At 42.0% G+C, this 17,322-nt stretch carries 16 protein-coding genes and 6 tRNA genes; 9 read left to right on the top strand and 13 right to left on the bottom strand.

From position 1 onward, the window contains the following. Window positions 1-9: 9 nt before the first annotated feature. Both BUC50_RS03305 and BUC50_RS03300 read right to left on the bottom strand, forming a co-directional pair. The gene (locus tag BUC50_RS03305; RefSeq protein ID WP_052292802.1) at window positions 10-1,023 is read right to left on the bottom strand and encodes an ABC transporter substrate-binding protein; all 1,014 of its coding nucleotides are present in this window, start codon (window positions 1,021-1,023) and stop codon (window positions 10-12) included. Window positions 1,024-1,159: 136 nt separating this feature from the next. Continuing rightward, window positions 1,160-1,489: a metallopeptidase family protein gene (locus BUC50_RS03300; protein ID WP_013048304.1), complete on the bottom strand. Its 330-nt coding sequence runs from the start codon at window positions 1,487-1,489 to the stop codon at window positions 1,160-1,162. Window positions 1,490-1,650: 161 nt separating this feature from the next. Between BUC50_RS03300 and BUC50_RS03295 the strand changes: the two genes are divergently transcribed. Next, on the top strand, window positions 1,651-2,118 hold the full coding sequence (locus tag BUC50_RS03295; RefSeq protein WP_213700251.1) for a pyridoxamine 5'-phosphate oxidase family protein: 468 nt from the start codon (window positions 1,651-1,653) through the stop codon (window positions 2,116-2,118). A 47-nt stretch (window positions 2,119-2,165) separates the two neighbouring features. Here the strand turns inward: BUC50_RS03295 and BUC50_RS03290 are convergent, their stop codons facing one another. Together BUC50_RS03290 and BUC50_RS03285 are read right to left on the bottom strand one after the other, a co-directional pair. Then, window positions 2,166-2,498: an ARPP-1 family domain-containing protein gene (locus BUC50_RS03290; RefSeq protein WP_213700252.1), complete on the bottom strand. Its 333-nt coding sequence runs from the start codon at window positions 2,496-2,498 to the stop codon at window positions 2,166-2,168. 76 nt (window positions 2,499-2,574) lie between these two features. After that, window positions 2,575-3,537 (bottom strand): helix-turn-helix transcriptional regulator, encoded by a 963-nt coding sequence (locus BUC50_RS03285; RefSeq protein WP_286677141.1) that lies wholly within the window; start codon window positions 3,535-3,537, stop codon window positions 2,575-2,577. A 272-nt stretch (window positions 3,538-3,809) separates the two neighbouring features. Between BUC50_RS03285 and BUC50_RS03280 the strand changes: the two genes are divergently transcribed. Beyond that, window positions 3,810-4,796 (top strand): TAXI family TRAP transporter solute-binding subunit, encoded by a 987-nt coding sequence (locus tag BUC50_RS03280; protein WP_213700254.1) that lies wholly within the window; start codon window positions 3,810-3,812, stop codon window positions 4,794-4,796. Window positions 4,797-4,924: 128 nt separating this feature from the next. Beyond that, the gene (locus tag BUC50_RS03275) at window positions 4,925-6,805 is read left to right on the top strand and encodes a TRAP transporter permease (RefSeq protein ID WP_273312256.1); all 1,881 of its coding nucleotides are present in this window, start codon (window positions 4,925-4,927) and stop codon (window positions 6,803-6,805) included. Between the two features lie 165 nt (window positions 6,806-6,970). Here the strand turns inward: BUC50_RS03275 and BUC50_RS03270 are convergent, their stop codons facing one another. Next, window positions 6,971-7,687 carry a PDZ domain-containing protein gene (locus BUC50_RS03270; protein WP_273015485.1) on the bottom strand — a complete coding sequence of 239 codons (717 nt, stop codon included), beginning with the start codon at window positions 7,685-7,687 and terminating at the stop codon, window positions 6,971-6,973. 384 nt (window positions 7,688-8,071) lie between these two features. Then, window positions 8,072-9,022: a restriction endonuclease gene (locus tag BUC50_RS03265; protein ID WP_286677140.1), complete on the bottom strand. Its 951-nt coding sequence runs from the start codon at window positions 9,020-9,022 to the stop codon at window positions 8,072-8,074. A 402-nt stretch (window positions 9,023-9,424) separates the two neighbouring features. On the opposite strand from BUC50_RS03265, the gene BUC50_RS03260 reads away from it, so the two are divergent. After that, window positions 9,425-10,930, top strand: coding sequence for a glutamate synthase-related protein (locus BUC50_RS03260; RefSeq protein ID WP_273312252.1), 1,506 nt, complete (start codon window positions 9,425-9,427; stop codon window positions 10,928-10,930). 420 nt (window positions 10,931-11,350) lie between these two features. Here BUC50_RS03260 and BUC50_RS03255 read toward each other — a convergent pair. Next, window positions 11,351-11,435 (bottom strand) — tRNA-Leu (locus tag BUC50_RS03255). Between the two features lie 198 nt (window positions 11,436-11,633). Between BUC50_RS03255 and cls the strand changes: the two genes are divergently transcribed. Together cls and BUC50_RS03245 are read left to right on the top strand one after the other, a co-directional pair. Next, the gene (gene cls, locus BUC50_RS03250) at window positions 11,634-13,220 is read left to right on the top strand and encodes a cardiolipin synthase (RefSeq protein WP_013048330.1); all 1,587 of its coding nucleotides are present in this window, start codon (window positions 11,634-11,636) and stop codon (window positions 13,218-13,220) included. Window positions 13,221-13,235: 15 nt separating this feature from the next. Beyond that, window positions 13,236-14,393 carry a metallophosphoesterase gene (locus BUC50_RS03245; RefSeq protein WP_013048331.1) on the top strand — a complete coding sequence of 386 codons (1,158 nt, stop codon included), beginning with the start codon at window positions 13,236-13,238 and terminating at the stop codon, window positions 14,391-14,393. Between the two features lie 380 nt (window positions 14,394-14,773). Here BUC50_RS03245 and BUC50_RS03240 read toward each other — a convergent pair whose 3' ends face one another. Further along, on the bottom strand, window positions 14,774-14,896 hold the full coding sequence (locus BUC50_RS03240) for a hypothetical protein (RefSeq protein ID WP_274531981.1): 123 nt from the start codon (window positions 14,894-14,896) through the stop codon (window positions 14,774-14,776). Window positions 14,897-15,064: 168 nt separating this feature from the next. Between BUC50_RS03240 and BUC50_RS03235 the strand changes: the two genes are divergently transcribed. From BUC50_RS03235 to BUC50_RS03225, 3 genes are read left to right on the top strand one after another with little or no spacing between them, the layout of a single operon-like run. Continuing rightward, window positions 15,065-15,466, top strand: a complete 402-nt coding sequence (locus tag BUC50_RS03235) for a type II toxin-antitoxin system RelE/ParE family toxin (RefSeq protein ID WP_013048332.1) — start codon at window positions 15,065-15,067, stop codon at window positions 15,464-15,466. A gap of 11 nt (window positions 15,467-15,477) precedes the next feature. Next, a complete protein-coding gene (locus tag BUC50_RS03230) occupies window positions 15,478-15,909 on the top strand; it encodes a helix-turn-helix domain-containing protein (protein ID WP_013048333.1) in 432 nt (143 codons plus the stop codon). Beyond that, window positions 15,878-16,342, top strand: coding sequence for a protein-export chaperone SecB (locus tag BUC50_RS03225; RefSeq protein ID WP_013048334.1), 465 nt, complete (start codon window positions 15,878-15,880; stop codon window positions 16,340-16,342). Before BUC50_RS03230 ends, BUC50_RS03225 begins: the two co-directional genes overlap by 32 nt. A gap of 274 nt (window positions 16,343-16,616) precedes the next feature. On the opposite strand, the gene BUC50_RS03220 is transcribed toward BUC50_RS03225, so the two are convergent. The 5 genes from BUC50_RS03220 to BUC50_RS03200 form a co-directional block, all read right to left on the bottom strand. Further along, window positions 16,617-16,692, bottom strand: a tRNA-Lys gene (locus BUC50_RS03220). Between the two features lie 27 nt (window positions 16,693-16,719). Further along, a tRNA-Arg gene (locus BUC50_RS03215) sits at window positions 16,720-16,796 on the bottom strand. Between the two features lie 17 nt (window positions 16,797-16,813). After that, window positions 16,814-16,890: transfer RNA gene (locus BUC50_RS03210), tRNA-His, on the bottom strand. Between the two features lie 9 nt (window positions 16,891-16,899). Continuing rightward, window positions 16,900-16,976 (bottom strand) — tRNA-Arg (locus tag BUC50_RS03205). 21 nt (window positions 16,977-16,997) lie between these two features. Continuing rightward, window positions 16,998-17,074: transfer RNA gene (locus BUC50_RS03200), tRNA-Gly, on the bottom strand. Window positions 17,075-17,322: the final 248 nt, after the last annotated feature.

The raw sequence follows: 17,322 nt of genomic DNA, 5'->3' as shown, positions 1-17,322 counted from the left end.
AGCTTATTGTTATTTGAGAACTTCATCGACCCAGCGCTCCACCAGCCGATCGCGGTTTTCCCCGGCCCATTTAATATCTAGCGGCAGCACATTCACCTTTGACATATCTAAACCAGGATTAGAAATTTGTACTTCAGGATTGCTGGGAATCAGATTGATTTGACTCTTTTCGTAAATCCTCTGCATTCTTTCTGTAGAGGCCCAATCAAGAAACTTTTTCGCAAGTTCCGGCTGTTTAGCTCCCTTTACCAGGGCCATAGCTTCGATGCCAGCAACTACCCCATCTTTTGGATAGCTGATAGTTACATCGTAGCCTTTCTGCTGCATCTCCAAAGCGTCTACGAGAAAGAATATTCCTCCAGCTGCCTGTCCCCTACCTATTGGCAAAGCTCCGCCAGCGCCGCTTTTCGTATAGACCTGAACATTTTCGTTTAACTTTTTCTGGTATTCGTATGCTTTATCCTCGCCCATGGCCTGTATGAGGCTCAGTATGCGGTACATGGCGGTTCCAGATGTTCTGGCATCGGCCATTTGCAGTTGGTTCTTATAGGCGGGATTGGTAAGATCTTCCCACGAAGCAGGTGCTTCCAGGCCATGATCTTTCAGGAATTTTGTATTGAACATAAAACATATAGGGTCAATTGCAACGCCTGTCCAATAGCCGTCAGGATCTTTAAATTTAGCGGGAATAGGTTCGGCCCCCTGAGGTATATAAGGTTCGAAAAGACCTTTGGGAGTTCCGCTCACGAAGGCTTCAGCCATGTTGCCAAAAACAACGTCCACCTGAGGATTGCCCTTTTCAGCCTCTAGCCTGGCCTGTACTTCGCCAGAAGAAAATCGCATCCAGTTCACCTTAATTCCGGTGTCTTCTGTAAAAGCGCTAAATACTGCGTTAGCATATCGCTCTGACCATATGGTATAGGCATTGAGAGCTTGTTCAGCTGCCATGGCAAAGCCGGAGAAAATCATTATTCCTCCTATGGCAAAAGCAGCAATCCTACCCCAAAAAGTGTACTTTTTCATGTTTCTCTCACTTCCCCATTAGCAAATTTATTAAAATAAATATACTTGTTATTGACACAGCCCTCCATATCCAGATTTGCATTAAATAAAAAACAAAGTGGTCCTATCGTGAGGCATACCAGTTGTTCTTTTATGCCTAGGGTTCCAACTTCTCCTCGTCAGAAAGGTAATCTACACCGGCCAGAGATTCTATATGGTGACGAAGTTCATGTATTATGGTGTCTTCTATCTCCTCTGCCCATTCCTTGAACGAAGCGTCTTCCAGATCCTCAACAAAAGATCCGTAATAAAGTAGAATGGTTTTCCCCAAGAATGGGTCCTCCACATACTCTCCCATCACTAGACACTCGCCATCTTCTTTTTTCTCGTCAAGAACAATGATTCCTCCGTTAAGTTGCTTAAAAAGCTCTTCTGGCAATCCTTCCATTATATTATTTGCCGTTTCACGAAACTTATTAATATTCATGTCTGAATGCCTCCAGAAGGATTTTTAAAAATTATATCCTATCCCCTCGTTAATCTTGACAATGCCACTTTAGGAAGATAGAGTTACCCTTAATATTCTACAAATTTAACATTAGATAAAAAGTTTGTGTTCCTTCATCACAAAGAGGAGGATGTGCCCCCATGTTTAAAGAAATGAGACGTAAAGACAGGGAACTTTCTAATATAGAGGCTCTGGCACTGCTTGAAGAGGGAAATTATATGGTGCTTTCTACTCTTTCACGGGATGGATATTGTTATGGAGTACCTCTCCACTATGTTTTTATAAATGACTCCATTTATTTTCACTGTGCGATTGAAGGGCATAAACTTGAAAACATTGCTTACAACGATAAAGTTTCAATTTGTGTGGTGGGCAAAGCTGAAGTAGTGCCAGAAAAGTTCACTACAAACTACGAGAGTGTCATAGCCTTTGGAAGGGCTAAAGAAGTAAAAGGGGATGAAAAAGAAATCGCGCTGATTGCCCTCATTGGGAAATATTCACCGGAGCATATCTCTGAAGGGAGGGAATATATAAAACGAGCTTCCGATAGAACAAAAGTTATAGGCATCTCTCTTGAAAGGATAACTGGGAAGGCTAGAAGGGGCTAAAAGTTAATATCAGAATCCTCTACTCATGAGTTTGGTCATATACATGCCTACTTGTTGTTGAACCTCCTCAATTCCATCTTGTTTCGATAACGTGTCAGCCTTCTCTTGGTTTTTTTGCTGAGAGAGCTGCTCTGATCGATAGAAAAAGCCGTTAGATGAATAAGCTCCTTTCCCCCAACGAGAGCAGAGGCTATTACTTGTATTCCTTCGTAGCGATAGTCGTGTCCGCAGCTTACAGAAGGATGTTTTGTTTCCTCAGCTTCAACGATGGATTGTAAAAAAAGCCTGGCACGTTCTTTAGTTATTCTTTTTTTGGTTTTCTTATTCTGTATTTCGCCAATCTCAAATTTGTTTAATGTTTCCATCGCCGAAAAAACCATTAAAAAACCTCCTCTTAATGGCTCTATCCATTTACAAACCATTTTAAGGACTCAGGGCGACAGGTTATGGATGTTATCAACTATGGCTATTAACTATGCTTGTCCCCAGTTCATAAAGCTGACTTTTCAGTTCTGTGGGCTCGAGCGCTTTGGCATAGGGAGCGCTGGCCATTACCCATCGTGCAACATCGCCAAGATTAGGCACCGTTGCCGACAATATGATGGAACCATCTTCATTTTCTTCTATCTTTTGGGTAGGATGCCAGGTGGTTTCCGCTACTACAGCTGCGAGGGGTGGTTCAATCTTCAACGAAACGTCATGGATTCCTTCTCCTGTACAACCATACCACGCAGAAGAAGCATAATCTCCAACATCAAAATTCTCTGGCGGCTCAACATATGGAGGCGTTCCGTAAGCTACTATAGAAGAGATTCGCCCAATCCTGAGAGTCATAGGGCTATTTTTGCTACAGCTCCAAGCCCATAAATACCAGGCATGAGCACGGAAGTACATTCCCCAGGGGCAAATTTCATGTTCTCTAGGAGCACCATCCCCGTAAGGAGAACAGTACCTGAGTCTGACAGTTTTTTTCTCTTGTATAGCGTTAAAAAGTGTTTCAAATACAGCAGAGTCCATGAAAGAAACAGGAAGAGCTACTACAGTAGAAAGGGCAAGCTGCTCTCCTTTCTCAGGAATATCCTCAGGAAGAACTCCTTTCAGTTTTCCCCAAAGTTCTGTGCAGGCATCTTCCAGATGTGGCAAAAAATGGGCAGCCATTTTAAGGCCTGCTGCCATAGATGTAACTTCTCTTTCTGTCAATGCTGTGGAGACAAGAAACTTCCCCCGGCCATAAAAAACATACTGACTAGTGTTTCGGTTGTAAGAAATGTCTACCGCGTATTCATCTCGGAGGTAGGCAAGGTCTCGTTCAAAGGTCCGATCACTAGAGTACTCAAGGCGGGTTATTATTTCTCTCTTACTCATCCGAGGCGTGGAGTAAAAAGCAAGAACAAGGCTATTTAGGCGGGAAAGTCTCACGGAGCTCAGGTCTCTGGGCAAGATTACCCCTCCTTTTTATTATAGTTCAAAGAAAACCTTAAAGTGCAATTCATCTATTATTTTTTCATTATATGGATGCAACCGTATTTTAAATTTTAAAACAATTGTATTTATTTAAATACATTCATCTGTAAATTATACATCAAATTTGACAATATCTTTGAAGATAGATATATTAAATATTAAAGGTGTACGCAGAATGAGCTGGGTTTATGTTTTCATTTTCTAAAAATTATAAGGGAGGGTTTCGTTTGAAAAAATTCGTTATTTTACTCCTTGCCTTGACCTGTGTGTTTTCCGCTTCAATGGTTGCTGCTGACACGCCTGATCAGCTGCGTTTTATGGCGGGACCGCCGGGTGGTAACTGGTTTGCCCTGGGTGGTGCTCTTGCTGACCTATGGTCTCAGAAAACTGTTCCCACCACTAGCATTACCGGTGGTGCCGTGGCCAACATCATCAACGCTGATAAGGGTAAAGGTGATTTCGGTTTTTCTAACACGTCCATGGTTGCCGTAGCCCAAAAAGGCGCTGGCGCTCCCTTCGAAGAGCAGGTTAAAAATGCTACTATACTTGCTAACCTCTATACACAGTACACATATTTCCTCGCCCGCAAAGATTTCGTAGAAAAACATAACATTAAGTCCCTTGATGATTTGGTTGCCCGCAAGATCCCAACACGTTTTGCAACTCTTAAGACCGGTACAGGCTCCGAGTTTATTATCAACGGTATTTTTAAATCTGGCTTTGGGCTTGACTATCGCAAGGCCCTGAAGGAATGGGGTGGCTCTGTAGAATATGCCTCCTACTCTGACGGCGCAGATCTTATCGCAGACAAACATATTGATATTTTTGCCTTCTCAGTAGGCAAGGTCGCCTCCATCGTTATGCAGGTAGAGAGCCAGACTGATATTGTGATACTTGGAATGGAACAGGAAACCCTTGATAAAGTTGGTGCCGATTACGGTACTGTAACCTTTACAGTAGATCCCGGCATCTACAAATCCGTTAAAGATACACCTGTAAAGGTTGTGGGAGACTACACCTGCATAGTGGTACGCAACGACCTCGACGAAAAAATGGTTTACGACCTCTGCAAAACAATGCATGAGAATCAGGAATCCCTTTCCAAGGCAGTGGTGGACATAAAAGAACTGAATCCCGCTACGGCGATTCCTGGAGATCCTATCAGGAGCCATGCAGGAGCAATAAAATACTGGACAGAGGCCGCCAAGAAATAGCCTAAAAGAACTTTTTTATGCACACTCAAAACCAATAAGGCGGGCATCAAGCCCGCCTTTGTCGTTTATGTTTCTAATCTTAGGGGGAAACGTAGTTTCGATCTGTTTGTCAAGGAGGGTTCCATTTCATGAGAAAACTTGACGGTTTTGTAGCAAAGGCATTATATGTCTATGTCCTTGCTATGGGTTTCTTCCATCTTTATACTGCTGTATTTGGTACCTTTGAGGCCTTTCTCCAAAGGGCAATTCACTTAACGTGGGTGCTGCCTATGGCCTTTGTGCTCTATCCCCTTGTCCCCTTTAAAAAAGACCAGCTTCCAGATACAACAGTGCCTTGGTATGATTGGATTCTTGCTGCTGCTTCCGCGGCTCCTGGCCTATACATCATGATTAATTATGACCAACTCATGATGCGTATGCAGGGAGTTGATGAACTCACCACCGCCCAGCTCATACTTGGCACCATGTTGATCGTGCTTCTTCTGGAAGCAACTCGGCGCATCGTAGGGCTGCCCCTTGTGATCGTAGCATTAGTCTTTACAGTTTATACTTACGTATGTGATGCCAGTTTTCTTCCCTCTGTACTTAGAGGAGTGCCTACAGAATTCGACAGAATTATCGAGGGTATGTTCCTAACAGATGAGGGGATTTTCTCTTCGTCGCTAGGGGTTTCCGCAACCTTTGTAATGATCTTTCTTATTTTTGGCGGTTTCCTTGAGAAAAGCGGCGTCGGCGAATATTTCATGGATTTTGCGCAGGCCTTTACCGGAACTGCAGCTGGGGGACCAGCTAAGATCGCTGTGGTTAGTTCGGCCCTGTTCGGTTCCATATCTGGATCAGCTGTGGCCAACGTCTATGCCACAGGCTCTTTTACCATCCCACTAATGAAGCGCATTGGCTACCAACCTCATTTTGCCGGAGCCGTAGAAGCTGTTGCCAGTGCCGGGGGACAGATTATGCCTCCTATCATGGGGGCCGGGGCATTCGTTATGGCAGCCCTTTTAGGGGTTCCGTTCAATAAGATTATGGTTGCCGCTATTCTCCCCTCTCTCTTCTACTATGGCGCTGTTCTTCTGATGGTTCACCTTACTGCTGTCAAAGACGGGCTTAAAGGGCTTCCAGCTGATGAGCTGCCCTCTAAAAAAGCTGTGTTCAAGCGGCTTTATATGATGTCTCCCGTTGTTCTGCTTGTTTATATGCTTCTGGTTGGATATACCCCCATGTATGGGGCCATTGCCGGCATAACTTTAGCCTGGGCTCTGTCGCTCATTAATCCTGCCCTGCGTATGGGACCCAAAAAGGTTCTTGAAGCCATACACGATGGATCTGAAAACATCCCCATTATCTGTACGGCATGTGCTTCTGCTGGATTGGTGGTTGGATCGGTAGCTCTTTCAGGTATCGGTTTTAAGTTCGTCAGTGCTGTTATCAGCATTGCCCACGGAAATTCCCTGCTGGCCCTTATTCTCATCGCTCTGGTTTCTCTTATTCTTGGAATGGGGCTTCCCACGACCAGCGCCTACATTCTCGGTGCTGCGCTCGGTGTTCCAGCACTTGTAAAAATAGGCTTTTTGCCCATAGCGGCACATCTCTTCGTATTCTACTATGCTATTGTGTCTAACATAACTCCGCCAGTAGCCTTGGCAGCTTATGCTGCTGCATCTGTTGCGGAGTCATCGCCTAACAAAACCGGTTTTGCTGCTTGTAAACTGGGTATCTTAGCATTTATTGTACCCTTCGCCTTCTGCTACGATCCAGGTCTTATACTTCAGGGCATACTTACAGAGAATTTAACGTCTCTCATAAGCGGAATAGGAGCTCTTACCGGCATCGCTTTCGCTTTGACAGGTTATGCCCGTGGTCCTCTGCCCTTATGGCACAGAGCAGCTTTTGCCATCTCAGCTTTGGCTGCGCTCTATCATCATCCGTTGCTTTCAATGGCCAGTGTGGTATTCACCGTGTTTCTTTTTATGCTATCCAAGCCAAAAGTTGTTGAAGTTACTTGCTGACCTGACTAACATAACAAACTCTATACGCATAACAAACAGTATGGGCGGCCTTTAAGCCGCCCAGTTTTATACTGCCAATGGCAGAAATTGTTTTAAAAGCTCTATCACCTTGTTGATCTTATTCTTAAAATTCACTGCTGTTTTTTAAATTTTAAAAAGAGAGAGCTACATTTGTTGTTTTAAAATAACCATTTCTGTCGTGTCATTCCGATTATAAAAAAGCATGATTGAAGCATTTGCTGCAAATTTATTCGCCAGGTAAGATTTTAGAGCGCTGCTTTCCATTTCTTTGGTACTACGGCCGTTGACTTCAATAATGATGTCTTTAGGCAGCAGACCTTCATCTGCAGCTAAGCTCCCAGGTTCTACTTTTGCAATAAGAATGTATCCCTCACCATTTTTATCTCCTAGAATAATCCCAAGAGCTTTTTGCCGTTCATTTCCGGAGCCAGGAAGTTGATTAACGGCTTCGCTGGCAATCTGATCCATTGGTGTTCCGTCAATTTTATTGCGAATTTCTTTAATAAGAGGAATAAGATGGTCGATTGATCGTTGACGTGCAAGTTGACCCTGCACTAACTCCGTTTCACTAACCATCAACTTGATGTTCCCGTCACGCTCTAACATGTTGAATTTTACCTTGCATAGCTGTGATGTCACCCAAAACCCATCACCAAAATTCTTTGCAACTATAATTTTGTATTTGTCTACTTCATCAACTGTAAAATTTTTGCCAGTCATGACTTCTAAAATCATGTCTTGCACTTCTTCCACTGTTGTTTCATGGATTGTCGTAGTATAGAGTTTAGCGGCGAAGGAAGATGATGCCATAACTATCAATAAGGTTAATATGATAAGAAGCATTCCAAGAATACGTTTCATCTCTTTACCTCCTTTATTTAAACCTTGCTATTCAAAACATTTTAAGGAGGCAGACCGACAGTTTATGGGGGCTCTCAATAACAGATGTTTGTGGCTTTATCAGCTGGTTTATAGGTGCGTTCTAATCTTATCAACTCTTTATTAGAGCGTTAGGAGGCATTGCTGAAAAGAAATTTCATATTGTTAATCATAGTATGGCTTTTTTCAACCTTTCATCCCATCCCACTTTAGCTCTGTGAAATTTACAGCATTATAGAGACTCAATCCTTAGTTTTAAAGTACGTGTTCCAAAACCCCCAGTCTTAAATGAATTTTCTTGATTTCAAGGTTTCCATCTTTCAAATCAGCAGATGCACAAATTTCTGGTGTTTGATTATTCATTATTTATTGTTCATCCATGAAATAGTCAGAGTCGATGGACATAATTTCATAAGATGCTAGCGGAGAAACCCCTACGCCGAAATCGATCATGTAACTGGATAACTCTTCTCCATCTATCAAAACCACGCTATTCTGTATGTCTTTTACATAGTCTCTGGCATAAGAAGAAAAAAATCCGGTTGTAATAAAAATTCCTTTACGTGCCTTTTTACCTTGAAGTGCCCCTACAAACTTTTGTATTTCAGGCCTGCTCACAGTACCCTCCCATCTTTTTGCCTGGATATATACTACATCCAGGCCCAGACGGTCTTCCTTTATAATTCCATCTATACCTCCATCACCGGTTTTGCCTATGGCCTGACCTGCATCCTTACGAGATCCCCCATAACCCATCTTAAGTAATAGCTCTACCACAAGATTCTCAAAAAAGGCTGGGCTACACTCAATAACCTTTGAGAGTAGTTCTTGGGCCAGATTATGCCGCAAGATCTGATATGATGCCTCCAGAATTTCTTCTGGGGTATCTTTACTTTCAGCTCTCGCGACTCTTTTGTTAACGGGGGTTTTGTTGTTATTCTTAGAGGTATTCAAGAAAGTGACGAACTCCGGGAACTGCTTTAAGTAGCTCACATCAATCTTGCTTAGGTTTTCAGTTAAAACTTGTCTGCCTCTGTCTGTAATGGTATATCTACCCCTGGCTGGCGATTGCAACAATAAGGCTTTCTTGAGATATGTCCTTGTCCAGCTAACCCTATTATCAAAGACTTTTTGCCTTCCACTCGGTAACAGTTCCTTACGTTCTGCCGAAGTCAGTTTGAAATCCGTTGCCAGCAAATCGATCATTTCTTGTTTCGTATGTTCCTTACCATTGGAAAGGTGTTTTAAGAACGGTAACAATAGAGATTGATAATCCGGTATGGTCATGATCTGAACCACTCCTTTATTATCTTTCATAGTGCTCTATTTCTGTCCACTCCTGAATTTGGATTTGACAAACAAAAAATTAATTCTACTCACACAACAATACTACTAACACTCCTTTTTACAAGTAAAGTTCTACAAACAGAGACAAAACGTTATTTTTGAAGAACATCTCTAGTGTGAGACAGAAATTCCAGCGTTTTGCGGCATACTGTACTTCAGATTGGTACGGATTAGGTCTAATTTTTATATCGAAATATCAAGACAAGGAATTGCAAAATTGCTTATTGAACAGAAATTATTAATATTGAAAGAATTAGGCGGTAAGATGAGTACTTTATGGATCACGCAATATAAATTAAGTGATACAATGGCTCTAACCAAAACAGAGGTTATATAAGAGATAAGGTAAAATTTTTAAGGGGAGGTTTTTTTATGTCATTTTCACCAAGTTTAAGTTCAGGCTTTACGGCAGCAAGAAACAGAAGTAAGTATATTTCTCCTCAGTCAGGAATGTGTTCTTTGTGTGCAGATAAATGTTTGGGAACTTGTGAGATTGGTCAGGCAGCAGTTCTGGGAAAGATGTCTGTTTATCCCACAACTACAGGCCCTAATCAGATTGCGTCGGAAAAGGATTATCCAGTAGATTTTTCTCATTTCAACATAAACGGTCGTGCTTTTGGCGCCATAGGGACAGAGGCTGATTATGAACATGCTGAGATATTTAACGTTAATCTGGCTTCTGAATATGGTAATGATAATAAAATAAAGCTGGATCTGCCTATTGTTTTGCCCGCTTTAATAAAAATGAACTGGGTTGATTATTTTGGTGGCGCTGCTATGGCAGGAGTTACCTGCATGATAGGGGAAGATGCAAGGAACAAAGACGATGAACTGAAAATAGAGAACGGTAAAATTTCATCGTTCCCTATGCTTCAAAAAATCCATGATAGCTTTTATAAATATTATCGAGGAGTCGGGCAGATGGTGCTTCAGTGCAACGTAGATGACCACCTTATGGGCGTTCCTGAAATAGCTTTGAACAAATATGGCTTTGAGGCTCTGGAATTTAAGTTCGGTCAGGGTGCCAAGGGAACTCAACCGGCCAACAGGATTAAGGACTATGACGAGGCCGTAAAAAAAGTTGAGTGCGGAGCTCTTGTATTTCCCAATCCATTTGATCCTAAAATAATAGAACTTAAGGAAAAGGGTTGTTGTCCTAATTTTTACACTTACGGAAGACTGCCGATGTGGACGGAAGAATCAATGGCAAAACGGATTTCTGAACTACGTGCCATGGGGATGAAAAACGTCTACTTCAAAATGGCTGGTTTCGATCCGTCTGATGTGGAACGTGTAATCAATATGGCAGTGGAAAACAGAGTTGACATGGTAACATTTGATGGCGCTGGTGGTGGTTCAGGTTATAGCCCCTCGAAGATGATGAATGAATGGTCTCTCCCGACAATTTTGCTTGAAAAAGTTGTCGTAGATATCTGTGCAAAACTACAAAAACAGGGCAAGGTTCTTCCTGCAATGGTCATGACTGGTGGTTTTGCCAGTGAAGATCAGATATTCAAGTCTCTTGCATATGGAGATGGATTTATTAATGCTATTGGTGTCTGTCGTGCCTCTATGGCAGCTGCCATGACAGGAAAGACAATTGGAGACGAGATAAAGGCAGGCAGAACGCCCGAATTCTTCAAGAAATTTGGCAGTACTGTAGATGAGGTTTTTCATGATCTGGCTGACCTCAGAGGGATATATGGAAAAGAAGCTGACAACTTTTCTACAGGAGCAATTGGAGTTTTCTCCTATCTCAATAAATTGGCATTTGGCCTGAGACATTTTGCTGCTTTAAACCGCAAGTTTGATCTAAAATATTTTGACAGGAGCGATTTGATTCCGCTCACATACTACGCAAGCGACCTTATGGGTTAAATAAGAGACCGGCCATTCTGAGCAAATCCTTTTAGGCAACTTTGGGATCAATATCCTAATATTGATCAACTCTAAACATAAGATCGGCAGCCAGTAAAAATTCTTCTGCTGGCTGCTGATACTTTTAGGTAGAGGCGAAGGTAAGCCCACTTCACAGCCAGAGATGCTTTAAAACATCGCAAATACTATCTTTATTGAATTTAGTCTTATAATGCTATCATTTTGCCCGCCTCCATCAGACTTGTTGGCGCCCTTACGTAGAATAAATTCAAAAGAATTGGGACCCTGCTACCTCCGATCATCTGTAAAGAGCCATTCGCAACATGATTAGCAAAATCAATGTTGTCAATCTGGCAGAAGCAATTTCCCTTAAATTGCAGAGAGAAGGATAATCCTGATAGATTCGTTTTAGAAATGAAATGGTGCGAGAGAGGGGACTCGAACCCCTACGGCCGAAACCACTGGATCCTAAGTCCAGCGCGTATACCAATTCCGCCACTCTCGCACATATTGAAAGGTCGTATCCTTGATGTTCAGTGCGTTATCATAGCATCATCTTTTTCTATTGGCAACATTAGCGTTAGAAACTCATAGCCCTTTCTTTTGATGTCTCTTATGCAAGCAGTGAAGTGTGTTCTGAACAAGTTCTTTATCAGCTATAATCATAACGTTCAAAGTTAAGTTTGAGAAAGGAGGAGCCTTATTGCGTTTTTCCTTAAAAGCCCTGCTTTTTACAATATTTGTGCTTGCTCTTGTCTTCTCTATTCCGTGGATATGGATAAACATAGAGTACCTTGCTATAAAAACGGTGGAAGGGGAAATTGCTGTTCTTCCTACTCTTCTCAGATTAGCCAGGATGGGCTGGAAAATCTTTCTTGACTATGTGCCCTATATTTTCACTCTCTACATTATTACCGCAGCGGGAGTTATTTTTATGGAAGAGAAGAACCCTGATCGCACAATAGCCTGGCTTTTGGCCTTGATACTTGTTCCTGTGATAGGGTTTTTGTTTTACTTTCTTTTAGGGCCGGATCCCAAGCGGAGAGCCATTTTTAAACGGTATAAGAAAAAACGTTTTTACCGTTCTATCCATAGAGAAACGTTTTTACCGCCGTTGGATGTGGAAAACGAAGAAATACCTTCACGCCTTGTTTCTCTTCTAGAATTAACATCTCACGGTCGGCTCACCTACCACAATATAGTAGACATGCTATTAAATGGTGATGAGGTTTTTCCAGCAATTCGTGAAGCTTTAGAAGAGGCCAAGCGATACATACACTTGGAATACTTTTCTATATCAAATGACGAAACAGGGTCTGCTCTCTTTGAAATCCTTCGAAAGAAGGCAAGGGAAGGGGTTAAGATACGGGTTATATATGATAGCGTCGGAAGCTGGCGGTTGGGACGCCGTTTTGTGAAGGAACTGAGGCAGCAGGGAATTGACGCCGAGCCATTTTTGCCTGTTTCGTTTCCCATGATCCGTCGAGATTTAAATTTTCGCAACCACAGAAAAATAGTTGTGGTCGACGGAAAAGTCGCTTTTACCGGAGGCCTGAATATAGGCGATACCTATCGTGGCCTTGACCCCCGTATGGGTTTTTGGCGGGATACCCATATTCGCATCCAAGGTGAAGCCGTAGCCTGTGTTCATGAGATTTTTTTAAACGACTGGTTTTTTTGTACCGGGCATAGTCTGCCTGAAACAGAAACATTCTGGGATAGCAATGCCCTGCCTGATGTTGTTTTACCTCTTCAAATTGCCGCGAGCGGTCCAGATTCCGACTGGCGCTCAATATTGCAAGGGTACTTTTTCCTTATTACTGCGGCCCGTAAAAGAGTCTGGATAACCACACCTTACCTGGTCCCGGATGATAGCTTGAAAATGGCATTGGTAACAGCAGCGTTAAGCGGTGTTGATGTGCGTATTATTCTCCCCTCCCGTCCTGATCATAAAGTGGTTTTTTGGGCAACCCGATCAAATATTGATGACATGCTTCGCGCCGGAGTGAGAATATATACCTACGCAAACGGATTTATTCACTCGAAGATCGTTATGGTAGATGGGAAATGGGTTTCTGTAGGAACCACTAACCTGGATAACCGTAGTTTAGATATCAATTTTGAGATTCAGGCGTTCATATATAGTCGTTCTAAAACTAAGGATTTTGAAATACAATTTCTAGAAGACCTCAAAGAATGCGTAGAGCTTGATTTGCGCACTCATTCTCAGCGCCCCGTTTATGATAAGGTGCGAGAGTCTCTTGGGAGGCTTTGGTCGGCTCTGTTGTAAAGGAGTATGAGTTTTTTGACAAGAATCAAAAGGTCAGAGGGTGGCGTTATAGCTGCCTATATAGCTCTGTATGCTGCCCTTTCTTACTTTTTATATTTTTACTTCCAGCTAAAAAATATGCCGCCCTTTTCCTGGGAAAGCGTTGTTTTGGCATGGGGTTGCGGAACTGTGTTGATATTAGTCTCTGTCATTCCAGCCCGCTGGTCTTCTCCCCTACTCTGTGAAATACATACGCTTCTGGCATGGATGGGAGTAACAGGCATCGCTTTTGGCTTTTACTTTATTTTTGCATCAATTGTTTTTGACGCCATTCTCTACTTTTTGCCCACGATGCATTTCCCCTTTTCCCCTTTCGGCGAGTTATGGATAGCCGCAGGCGTGGCTTTAATCCTCTGCTTTTACGGTTACAGAGAGAGCATGAAAGTTCGTATCATCCGTGTTCAACTAGAAACAGACAAGCTGCCTGATGACATTAGTAATTTTAGGATTTTACAGATATCCGACCTGCATCTTGGCATATTAATCAATAAGAAAATGTTGCGACAGATCATGAAACAGATTCAAGAAGAAAATCCAGATGTCATTGTTTCGACTGGGGATCTTTTAGATGGCGAAATTGAAGATGTAGAAACAATTTCTCAAATGATGCTTCACTACAATCCGCCTTATGGGAAATATGCAGTAACTGGAAATCATGAATTTTATGCAGGGATAGAACATGCACTGGATTTCACTGGGAGAGCGGGGTTTCAGGTGCTGCGGGGCTCCGTCGTGAATATTGGTCCTATTAGCATAGCCGGAGTAGATGATCCAGGCGGACATTTTATTCTGGGGCAACCGGAAGTGGACGAAAGCCAGCTATTGAGAGACTCGCATCAGACGCCAACATTTACTTTACTCTTAAAACACAGGCCCCTTATTCATCGCGATGCCGTTGGGAAGTTTGATTTGCAGCTTTCCGGACATGTGCATCGGGGACAACTCTTCCCTTTTATGGTATTTACATGGCTTTTTTATAAGCATACTGCGGGACTTATGGATTTGGGAAAGGGCTCATGGCTCTATGTAAGCCGCGGCACCGGTACATGGGGGCCGCCTGTGCGAATCTTTGCTTTTCCTGAGTTGACCGTAATCGACCTGGTTTCAAGGCATGAAATGGTGGACCGTATATAGTATAAGCAGCTATTAACATGTTTTATCTAACTTGTCTTGACTTCTACGAGATTTATAAGTAACCTGTATTTAATATTAACTACGTCGGCGTAAGATATGGTTATATGGCTTTCCGCAAAGAAGCCTGAAACACATACGATTTGCAGTTAATGATGATAACAACCCACCGAAAGTTCTCACATAGTTAAAAGATATGATCCTACTACTTTGTATGCTTTTATTTCAACATTCTGCACTTACGCGTTTTGCAAACGTATTTTTAATATAAAAAATTGACCCTCTTATTCCGAACGTAAAATTAGATCATGGAAATATTTATCAAAATAAGTCATTGTGAGGAGTCTCGCAGTTAATGCGCTTTTATTACAAGAGGGGGTTATTTAGATAACCAGTTTTTCTGCCATAGATTTTGAAGCAGCAAATGAGAAAAGATGCAGCCCATCTATTCTTGGGATAACTATTGTTGAAAATGGTGAAATTACAGAAACGAAATCGTGGCTCATAAAACCACCTAAAGATTATTATTACTTTACCCCTTTCAACAATATGAGCGTGAAGAAGTTGGCCTACTATTCCCCTACCTTAAATAAGGGTTATCCAATAAGGTGTAATGAGAACTTGACAAATATAAAGAGGTACACCATAATTTACTTAACTTATAGGTTAATAAAATGATATTAGAGATCATCGTTAAAGGAAATTTCACTGTTTGTGGAATTGTTATGCCTAATAATGATGATCTTGATTGTACTTTTTTCTTTTCTGAAGAATGGATGCCTCCTAATTCTAGGTGGGAAAGAAGCAGAATTAAATTAATGAGACAAATCGACCTTGCTGCAAAAGATCCAAAGCTTGTAACGATATGTTGCCACTCCATTGCTCCTGAAATTTGGCAATTTAAGAGTGGCCCATATAGAATTCCCTGGTTTTACGATGAGGGAAAGTTAATTATCTGTTCCCATGTCTTCGTAAAAAAGCAGAAAAAAACTCCAAAAGCTGAAAGGGATAGGGCAATAAAAGCTAGGGAGGATTACTTAAAAGCAAAAGAATCTGGGGCCATAGTGTTTAAATGAGGTGATTAAACATGGAATACGGAAGAAGGTTTAAGAAAGCCTTCGAGAAGGCTAGAAAATCAGTTGACTATTGGATGGAAGATTTAAGACTCGATTTCTTGAATTCTCTTATTGCAACGATTGAAGCAAAAGGGATTTCTCAAAAGGAGTTAGGAAAGCGTTTGGGGAAATCGGAAGCATATATCAGTAAAGTTATTAATTCCAATTCTTCAAATTTTACATTGAAAACTATGATACAACTTTGTCTTGCCCTTGATTCCAAGATTTCCTTAAAAATTGAAGACATCGAACCTGTATCAGATTTTAATTGGCAAGGATTAACAAACGCACATGAAGTCGTTCCCGTGTTATGGGGAAGCAGTGATGAGACCGTTCTTGTGCCATTAATGAAAAATCATGGGGAGAAATTTTATGAACATAATGAATGTCCCGGTGCCGCTTGAAATCGATCATTATTTTTTCCCAGAGATAGTATTTAAGGCTTTTCCGCCAGGAAAGAAAAAGAAAAAAGTAGTCCCTGACTGTAATGTAAATTATTCTCATACGCCTCTTGATAATTCTGGAACATTTCAGGTTTTTCTTCGAGTTATATCGAATGAAGATGAAAAGTCAGAGCACTACTATTATAAATTCAGTATAGCAGCTGTAGGCATCTTCAAATGGAGCAATGGATTTCCTCCTGGTGAAAAAGAAAGGAAAGCCTTTGAAGAAAGGTTAGTCATTACGGGGTTAAGTATCCTTTATAGTGGCGTTAGAAATATGCTCCAAACTATAACAGGAATCGGTCCCTATTCTCCACCTTATATCCTCAAACCTATTTCTTTTGTGCCAGGAACGGAGGAAGGATCCTTAACACCTGAATCTCCAAACGAATAAGAAACAGATTTGGCCAATAATTAATCCGTATAATTTATACTAAAACATTTAAGCCTAGCGTGATTTTCGCACTAGGCTTTTGCTTTTGTTATCAACATTCAAATTGAGCTAACTGCCGCTCAATTACAGTATTTGGACAACCATACTCATTAAAAAAGTAGACGGATGTTTTTGTTTCAAAACCGTGTAAGATGTTTTCAGAAGTTTCTCGTTCAGAGGTAAAACTAGGCGAAAAGTTGACTATTACTGATTTTGTCTATTTCAAGGCATGAAATGGTGGACCGTACAGGAATCGAACCTGTAACCCCCTGATTAAGAGTCAGGTGCTCTGCCGATTGAGCTAACGGTCCACGATAAACATTCTATTTATTTTAAAATGGTGCGCCCGGCAGGATTCGAACCCGCGGCCTACGGATCCGAAGTCCGTCGCTCTATCCAACTGAGCTACGGGCGCGTACCGCAATTTTTAAATGGGGTGAGCGAGGGGACTTGAACCCCCAACCACTGGAGCCACAGTCCAGCACTCTAACCAATTGAGCTACGCTCACCGTATCAAGTGGCGCGCCCGGCAGGATTCGAACCCGCGACCCACGGCTTAGAAGGCCGTTGCTCTATCCGACTGAGCTACAGGCGCATACGAACGCGTCTAAATAAATGGAGCGGGAAACGGGATTCGAACCCGCGACCTACGGCTTGGAAGGCCATCGCTCTAGCCAACTGAGCTATTCCCGCTCGTTGCAACGAAGTTCTTTCGTTCAGCACGGGAAATACTACCATATGACCAGCATTCCTGCAACCATTTTTTGTGACTTATTTAAGTTCTACTGTTATATTTTTTGAAGGACTTTGCTCTTTTTATGTTTGAACTTTTAAAGAAGCGGTTTTTATGGCTCTGGTGCTTCAAAACGTTCTACAAGCTATCGGAGGATGCAAAGTTGCTAAGTTGTGCTCTGCTGGTCGAATATTACGGCCTTTCCGAG

It is taken from the genome of Aminobacterium sp. EBM-42 (assembly GCF_001896635.1).
Classification (GTDB): Bacteria; Synergistota; Synergistia; order Synergistales; family Aminobacteriaceae; genus Aminobacterium; species Aminobacterium colombiense.
The sequence above is the reverse complement of the archived record's forward strand: the minus strand, read 5'-3'. Positions and strand labels throughout refer to the sequence as shown.

Coding starts and splice junctions, on each gene's coding strand:
- BUC50_RS03305 (WP_052292802.1), bottom strand. CDS start 1,023: ATGAAAAAGTACACTTTTTGGGGTAGGATTGCTGCTTTTGCCATAGGA.
- BUC50_RS03300 (WP_013048304.1), bottom strand. CDS start 1,489: ATGAATATTAATAAGTTTCGTGAAACGGCAAATAATATAATGGAAGGA.
- BUC50_RS03295 (WP_213700251.1), top strand. CDS start 1,651: ATGTTTAAAGAAATGAGACGTAAAGACAGGGAACTTTCTAATATAGAG.
- BUC50_RS03290 (WP_213700252.1), bottom strand. CDS start 2,498: ATGGTTTTTTCGGCGATGGAAACATTAAACAAATTTGAGATTGGCGAA.
- BUC50_RS03275 (WP_273312256.1), top strand. CDS start 4,925: ATGAGAAAACTTGACGGTTTTGTAGCAAAGGCATTATATGTCTATGTC.
- BUC50_RS03270 (WP_273015485.1), bottom strand. CDS start 7,687: ATGAAACGTATTCTTGGAATGCTTCTTATCATATTAACCTTATTGATA.
- BUC50_RS03265 (WP_286677140.1), bottom strand. CDS start 9,022: ATGAAAGATAATAAAGGAGTGGTTCAGATCATGACCATACCGGATTAT.
- BUC50_RS03260 (WP_273312252.1), top strand. CDS start 9,425: ATGTCATTTTCACCAAGTTTAAGTTCAGGCTTTACGGCAGCAAGAAAC.
- BUC50_RS03240 (WP_274531981.1), bottom strand. CDS start 14,896: ATGAGCCACGATTTCGTTTCTGTAATTTCACCATTTTCAACAATAGTT.
- BUC50_RS03235 (WP_013048332.1), top strand. CDS start 15,065: ATGATATTAGAGATCATCGTTAAAGGAAATTTCACTGTTTGTGGAATT.
- BUC50_RS03230 (WP_013048333.1), top strand. CDS start 15,478: ATGGAATACGGAAGAAGGTTTAAGAAAGCCTTCGAGAAGGCTAGAAAA.
- BUC50_RS03225 (WP_013048334.1), top strand. CDS start 15,878: ATGAACATAATGAATGTCCCGGTGCCGCTTGAAATCGATCATTATTTT.